9 protein-coding genes are annotated in these 6771 nt (G+C 58.7%); 4 read left to right on the top strand and 5 right to left on the bottom strand.

From position 1 onward, the window contains the following. The 5 genes from H1Y01_RS02010 to H1Y01_RS01990 form a co-directional block, all read right to left on the bottom strand. On the bottom strand, positions 1-437 hold a 437-nt coding region (locus tag H1Y01_RS02010), incomplete at its 3' end, for a hypothetical protein (protein WP_180538421.1). A gap of 11 nt (positions 438-448) precedes the next feature. Next, a complete protein-coding gene (locus H1Y01_RS02005) occupies positions 449-1081 on the bottom strand; it encodes a MarC family protein (protein ID WP_180538420.1) in 633 nt (210 codons plus the stop codon). A gap of 19 nt (positions 1082-1100) precedes the next feature. Next, positions 1101-2708 (bottom strand): hypothetical protein, encoded by a 1608-nt coding sequence (locus tag H1Y01_RS02000; protein ID WP_219341188.1) that lies wholly within the window; start codon positions 2706-2708, stop codon positions 1101-1103. An 81-nt stretch (positions 2709-2789) separates the two neighbouring features. Then, positions 2790-4241, bottom strand: coding sequence for an FAD-linked oxidase C-terminal domain-containing protein (locus H1Y01_RS01995; protein ID WP_180538419.1), 1452 nt, complete (start codon positions 4239-4241; stop codon positions 2790-2792). Beyond that, positions 4222-4758 (bottom strand): TlpA family protein disulfide reductase, encoded by a 537-nt coding sequence (locus H1Y01_RS01990; protein ID WP_180538418.1) that lies wholly within the window; start codon positions 4756-4758, stop codon positions 4222-4224. The genes H1Y01_RS01995 and H1Y01_RS01990 overlap by 20 nt, the downstream gene beginning before the upstream one ends. A gap of 26 nt (positions 4759-4784) precedes the next feature. On the opposite strand from H1Y01_RS01990, the gene H1Y01_RS01985 reads away from it, so the two are divergent. From H1Y01_RS01985 to H1Y01_RS01970, 4 genes are all read left to right on the top strand, one after another. Next, complete coding sequence (locus tag H1Y01_RS01985) at positions 4785-5189, top strand: 6-pyruvoyl trahydropterin synthase family protein (protein WP_180538417.1); 405 nt, start codon at positions 4785-4787, stop codon at positions 5187-5189. Next, the gene (locus H1Y01_RS01980) at positions 5186-5602 is read left to right on the top strand and encodes a 6-carboxytetrahydropterin synthase (protein WP_180538416.1); all 417 of its coding nucleotides are present in this window, start codon (positions 5186-5188) and stop codon (positions 5600-5602) included. The genes H1Y01_RS01985 and H1Y01_RS01980 overlap by 4 nt, the downstream gene beginning before the upstream one ends. Then, complete coding sequence (gene folE, locus H1Y01_RS01975) at positions 5599-6198, top strand: GTP cyclohydrolase I FolE (protein WP_437179944.1); 600 nt, start codon at positions 5599-5601, stop codon at positions 6196-6198. Before H1Y01_RS01980 ends, folE begins: the two co-directional genes overlap by 4 nt. Further along, positions 6176-6771 (top strand): MBL fold metallo-hydrolase (locus tag H1Y01_RS01970; protein WP_180538415.1); only part of this gene is annotated, 596 nt, incomplete at its 3' end. The genes folE and H1Y01_RS01970, both read left to right, overlap by 23 nt.

Raw genomic sequence — 6771 nt, 5'->3', positions numbered from 1 at the left:
CGGTCGTAAACGTAGAACATGACGACGGAAAACGGCCCTAACGCATATACCAGCAGATAGGCGATCTCGAGCACGGAGGGAAGAAACGGTCCGAGCGATTCGATCAGCGCTTTGGCGCCGCCGCGGAGGACGGCCTGGTCCCAGGTCACCCAGCGCGCTTCGAGCGAATGAGTAGCTTGCGGCAGCGTCAGCAGGCCCATCTCGTGATAGATCAGAAGGACCGGCAGGAACGCCAGCCAATCGCGCGCAAAGTCCAGGTACTTAAGCCGGTGTACCGAAGCCGACACGATCAATAGCGCGTAGCCGGTTAGCAGCGCTAAGTTCAGATAGAGTATTTCTACGCGTATCCCGCGGGACACTCGCGTTGCCATCGCGGCAACCGCAACATAGGCGAGGAAGAACAAGATGACCCATTCCGACCGCCGAAGATGCGGCAAATCGCGGCGGCTTACCGTAGCAGACCCGCGTCGCGAAAACCATTGAGTATGAACTGAACGGCAATTGACATCAGCAGCAGTCCCATCATCCGGGTCAGGATGCGAATCCCGGTCTCGTGGAGATAACCACCCACTCGTTCGGCGGCGGCGAGAATCAGAAATGACGATGCCGCCGTGACAGCTATCGCCGCGAAAATGACGCCTGCGTGCCGCCAGTCGGGACTTTGGCTCATTAGAACGATCGCCGAAGAGATCGATCCCGGCCCGGCTAACATCGGGATGCCCAAAGGGATGATTCCGACGTCTTCCTTCTCCGAGCCCTCGGCGGTTTCCGATGCTGTCTCTTTAGTAGGAGATCTGCGGCCTTGCACCATGTCGAGGCCGATGAGCCCCAGAATCAATCCCCCGGCGATTTTGAATGCTGGAAGAGTAATCCCGAAGAATCGAAAGATCATCGTGCCGGAGAAGGCGAATACGGACAAGACGATGAAACACGTTACCGATGCGCGCAGCGCCATGGCGCGCCGGTGCGGGCTGTCCGAATCGGCGGTCATCGCCAGGAAGGCGGGGACCGCCGCGATCGGGTCGACTAATACAAAGAGCGAGCTAAATGCGAGAAACGAAAACTGTAGTAGCGGTGGCACGGGCGGCGCGAATGCCCGATTATCGCAGGGTCGACGGAACGTTCCCGAGCGAAGCCTTCGGCGCGGCGAACAGACCGAACACCACAACGCTATTCGGTGTGCCGACGTAGACCTTGCCGTTGGCAATCATCGGAGTTATGAACTTATTGCCGTCGCCAAACTGGTCACGCGTACCGGCCTGATTACTGTTATAGAGAACCTTGGTCAGGTTGAGTGCGCTATACGCCCAGAGCACGGCTGGAGACGTGTCTTCCACCGCCCAAAGGATCGAACTGGTAAGCCCATTGGACGAGACGGCGGGCGTTACGCCCGGATAGGTGAAGGTATGCGCGGTGATAGTTCCCGCGGCGAACTCCGTTCCGTTCCAGTTCCAGGACCGGATATGATCACCGACGCCTCCATAAAAGAAACGGTTCGGGAAGTAAGCAGGCGAGCTCCAGGCGCCCCCGACGATGCCGCCGGCGATTTCCTGAAACACGTTGTTTGTGGTCGAGTTGTACTTGCCTAAGTTGGTCCGGTCAACGATATAGATGTTCGTGTCCTTACCTGCGCCGACGGCCAGTTGGTGAGATGTTCCCGTACTGTCCTTCACTGCAGGCATGAGCATGGCGCCTCCGGAGCCTAAATCCGTATCGGTACTGGATTCGTGAACGGTGTTGTACATGGTGAAGTAATCGGCGACAGCGAGCTTGTTGTCTGCGTACGATAGCTTGAGAAAGGCGTTTCCGAAGTCGCCCTGATCGGGAAATCCGGAGGCGTTGAGCGTCGTATCGAAGGTGCCGTTGGCGGAGAGGTAATAGATATTCCCCAGGGAATCCGCGGCAGGGCCGTTGCCGCTCTCCCACATAGATCCTTCGCCGCCGTTCGGAGTCACATTCAGGACGCTTATCTGTGCAAGGGTCGTTTCCGAATAAGCCATGACCCAACCGGTGTACGGGGGATTATCGCAGTGTGAGGTGAAGCCGAACACGACGGAACCGTTCACGATCAAGAGCGCCGCACGGTCCTCGTATTTTTCCGCATTGAAGATCACCTGACCATTACTGCTGCCGTCGCCGGTACCGGGATACGTGGCTTGAATCGTCACGGGTCCGCCGAACTGCTCGGCGCCGGTGGTGATATCGAGGGCATGCAGGCGCTGAAAATAGTTCCCGCTCGAGTTCTTACTCATCGCGACCACGTAGATGGTGCCGTGCGGTCCGACCTTCAGATCGATAGCGGGAGTCGCGGTAACTCCGATTTCAGGAACTACCTGGCTGCAACCATTGACCGGGTCGGAAGGCGATTCACCGGAGAGGAGCATCGTGGACTGCCAAAGCGGGCTGCCCGAAGTATCGGCGTCGTAGGCATAGACGGTGTCGTTTTCGGTGGCCACGAAAGTTACGTTATGTGAGGCGCCGTTAATTGTTAGCCCAGGCACATACAGTGGTTGCGCGTCCACTTTGCCATCGGCCGGCATGGTGAACAACTTACCGAAGGTTGTCTCGTTAACGTTGCCGGGAGTAAGTGTGGTCTCGTTGTGATACCAGCCGGTGCGAAACGTATCGTTGTGATAGGTCACAACAGGGGTCTGGGCGGCGGCGATAAAGGATAACAGTGGAAGTGCAATCAGTATGCGACGAAGCATAAATAACCTCTATTCATGCTAGCTTGCCGAACGCGCTGAGTTCGTAACGCTTCGTCGGAGTTCTTGTGCCAAAAGGCACCGTCAGTAATGAACAGAGCCGGTTTCCAGTACGGCTTGTCTGATCTCGCCGCAGCCCTTTCCGGTGGGAAGAACCTTTCCGGGGTTCAGGCGGCAGCGCGGGTCGAAGGTGGACTTCAAATCGCGAATCGTTTCGAGGGTGGCATCGGAAAACAGGCGCGCCATGGTCTCGTTCTTTTCCATTCCGATTCCGTGCTCGCCGGTGATGGAACCGCCCACCGCAATGCAATGGTCAAGAATCTCTTCGCCCGCGGCTTTCGCGCGTTCCAGGTCGCCGGTCTTGCGGCGGTCGAACAGGATGATGGGGTGCAGGTTGCCGTCGCCCGCGTGAAAGATGTTGCTGATGACGAGGCCGTGTTTGTTCGACGTCTGCTCGATGAAGCGCAGCGCTCCGGCGACTTTGGAGCGCGGCACGACGCCGTCTTGGACGTAGTAGAACGGGCTCACGCGGCCGATGGCGCCAAAAGCGTTCTTGCGGCCTTTCCAGAGCAGATCGCGCTCCTCATTCGATCGCGCAACGCGGAACTCGCGCGCGTTCTGGGCGGAACAGATGACGCGGATCTGTTCCGTCTGTTCTTCCACCGATTCGCGAGGGCCTTCGAGTTCGATCAGTAAGACAGCCGCGGCGTCGATCGGGTAACCCGCGTGCGTGGCCTGCTCAACCATACGCAGCATGGTGCCGTCGAGCATCTCAATCGCAACGGGGGTGATTTGCCGCGCGGTGATCTCGGCTACGGTGTTGGCGCAGTGGTCCACGGAGTTGAATACTCCCAGGATCGTCTTGATCGCTTCCGGCGCGCGGACTAAGCGAACTATGATCTTAGTAACTAGCGCCATGGTACCTTCCGAGCCTGTAAGTAGACCGGTGAGATCGAAGCCGGCGAGGTCAGGAACAGCCCCGCCGGTTTCGAAGACCGTGCCGTCGGGGAGGACGCATTCGAGGCCAAGCACGTGATTGGTGGTTACTCCGTACGCTAACGTGTGCGGGCCGCCGGCATTCTCCGCGACGTTACCGCCGAGCGTGCAGGCTTTCTGCGATGACGGATCGGGTGCAAAGAACAGTCCGTGCGGCGCGGCGGCATAGGTTAAGTCCAGATTGACGACGCCCGGCTGTACGACGGCGCGCTCGTTGGCGGCATCGAGCGACAGGATTTTGTTCATCCGCGAGAAGCCGATGATCACGCCGCCTGCGCGCGGGATCGATCCGCCGCTAAGTCCCGTGCCGGCGCCGCGGCCGACAATCGGAATGTGATGTTCGGCGGTAAGCCGGACGATAGCGACGACTTCCTCCGTGTTCCGCGGAAACACCACCATGTCGGGCAGGATCTTATCGACGCTGCCATCGTACTCGTAGAGTGTGAGCTCGTGCGGTTGGTCTAGATAGCCGCGCGGACCGAGCAATCCGGCTAGTTCCTGCCTGAGATCCGGCGGAAATTCAGAGGAGCGACTGGACATAGGCAATGACGCGCTCGTCCGTCCAATCTTCTTTGCCGATAACTTTCTTGATGACCCGGCCGGAGCTATCGATCAGATAGGTCTCCGGGTACTTGAAAGTGCCGTAATCGATACTCAGCTTCTTCGAGGGGTCGCGAAGGGTTTGAAAACCGATGTGGTACGTGGACAGGAACCGGCGATACGCATTCGCGTCTTCATCCACGCTGACGCCCACTACAACCAGACCTTCTTTCTGGAAGCGGCGCTGCAACGCATCGAGCGACGGCGTTTCTTCGACACACGGCGCGCACCAGCTGGCCCAGAAGTTCAGCAACAGCAGTTTGCCGCCGAATTGTTCCGGAGTGATGACATTGCCGGAATCGGTGCGGATGGAGAACGACGGCGCGGGCTGACCCTCCTGGGCCATGTGCTCGCGCAACGACGCGCTCAGCACGGCGGTCAATGTGAGCAGCAGGACAGCGATGCCGCCGAGTAACAGCCTGTCGATTGTACGGTTAGACCCCGTGCGGTTTTGCATGCTGAAGTTACACTGAGAGTGTAGCAATGCTGATTACCCGGAAGGCTGAATTTTCAGCGTCGCATGTATGCCGCAGCGCCGACCTGAGCGACGACGAGAATGAGGCGATTTACGGCATTGCGGCCAATCCGCATGGCCACGGACACAACTATGTCGTGGAAGTTACGATTGAGGGCGATCCGGATCCGGTAACCGGAATGATTCGCGACTTGAAAGAAGTGAAGGAGCTGATTCGTCGCGAAGTGATCGAGCCGTTCGACCATCGGTTTCTAAATAAGGAAGTGAGGCCGTTCGATCGCGTGGTGCCGACGGCGGAGAACATTGCGGTTGAGATCTGGAACAGATTAGAGCCGCATCTGCGCGAGGGCGGCCGTTTGTTTTCAGTGCGCCTTGAGGAGACTGCCGAGCTTAGCGTGGAATATCGCGGATGATCCTGGTAAACCGGCGCTATCGATTCAGTGCGTCGCACCGGCTGCATGTGGATGCGCTCGACGAGGCGGCAAACGACGAGATCTTCGGAAAGTGCAACAACCCGTTCGGGCATGGCCACAACTATGAGCTGGAGGTGACCGTTCATGGAGAGATCGATCCGGTTACCGGGCGCGCGGTGCAGCTCGACCGGCTGGATGAACTGGTGGGACGGAGCGTGATCGATCGGTACGACCATCGGTATCTGAATGAAGAGCTTCCGGAATTCGCGCAGACCGTACCGACGACCGAGAATCTGGGCAAGGAAATCGTGCGGCGGCTGCGCGCTGCGTGGCCATCCGGGTTCCCTCACCTGGAACGAATTAGCATCTTCGAAACTCCGCGCAACATCTTTCTAATTGGGCCAACGGAATGAGTCAGAAGAAAACAGTAGTCAAGATGCCGGCGCGGGTGCAGACGGCTTCTATCGCTCCTCAGATGGAACAGATTATCCGCGCGCTGGGCGAAGATCCATCGCGCGAAGGATTACTGCAGACGCCGGAACGCGTCGATAAGGCGCTGCGGTTCCTGACGAGCGGTTATCACACCGACATCGACAAACTCTTAAATAATGCGATCTATCACGTCGACTACGACGAGATGGTGATGGTGAAGGACATCGAGTTCTTCAGCATGTGCGAGCATCACATGCTGCCTTTTTACGGCAAGATGCACGTCGGGTATCTGGCGAAATCGAAGGTGATCGGGCTGAGTAAGATCCCGCGGATCATCGATGCGTTCGCGCGGCGGCTGCAGATACAGGAGCGGCTCACGCAGCAGGTGGCGCATTGCCTGATGGATAACCTGGAGCCTTACGGCGTCGGCGTGGTGTGCGAGGCGCAGCACTTCTGCATGATGATGCGCGGCGTGGAGAAGCAGCACTCCGGCACCGTGACCAGCGCGATGCTGGGCGCCTTCCGCGACCAGAAACAAACGCGCGACGAATTCCTTGCACTCATCAAAACCCGCTGACGTTCACTCCATTCGCGTTCCGTTGCCGTTCGCGATGGATCCGCTGAATGCGTGGCTGGTGGATTCCGGCGATGGCTGGGTTCTCATCGACACGGGGATGCAGATTCCATCTTCGTGGAATGCGCTCGACCGCGGCGTTCGCGACGCGGGAGTGGCATGGGAAGATGTGCGGCACATCGTGATCACCCATATGCACCCGGATCATGTGGGGCTGGTGCTGCGGGCGCGCGAGGCCAGCGGCGCACCGGTGCTGATGCATGGTCTCGACGCGGATCTGTTGAATGAGTTCGCGGTTCCCGAGCGGGCGGAGCATTGGAACGGCGTGGCTCTGGGATTGGCGGGGAGTCCTCCGGATAAGATCGGGCCGGTCAACGCTGCATTCCACATGTTGACGGTCAAATTTCCTTCGCTAACGCCGGATCGCGTGCTTCAGGGTGGCGAGCGGATCGGGCGTTTGGAAGTGATCTGGACGCCGGGGCATTCGCCGGGGCATGTCTGTCTGTTCGATCGGGAGCGGAAGCTGCTGTTTGGCGGCGACCATATTCTGGAGACGACTTCGCCGAATATCGGATG

The organism is Nevskia soli (assembly GCF_903970205.1).
GTDB lineage: Bacteria > Acidobacteriota > Terriglobia > Bryobacterales > Bryobacteraceae > Bog-113.
Note: the sequence above shows the minus strand (reverse complement) of the source record. Positions and strands in the feature narration are given on the sequence as shown.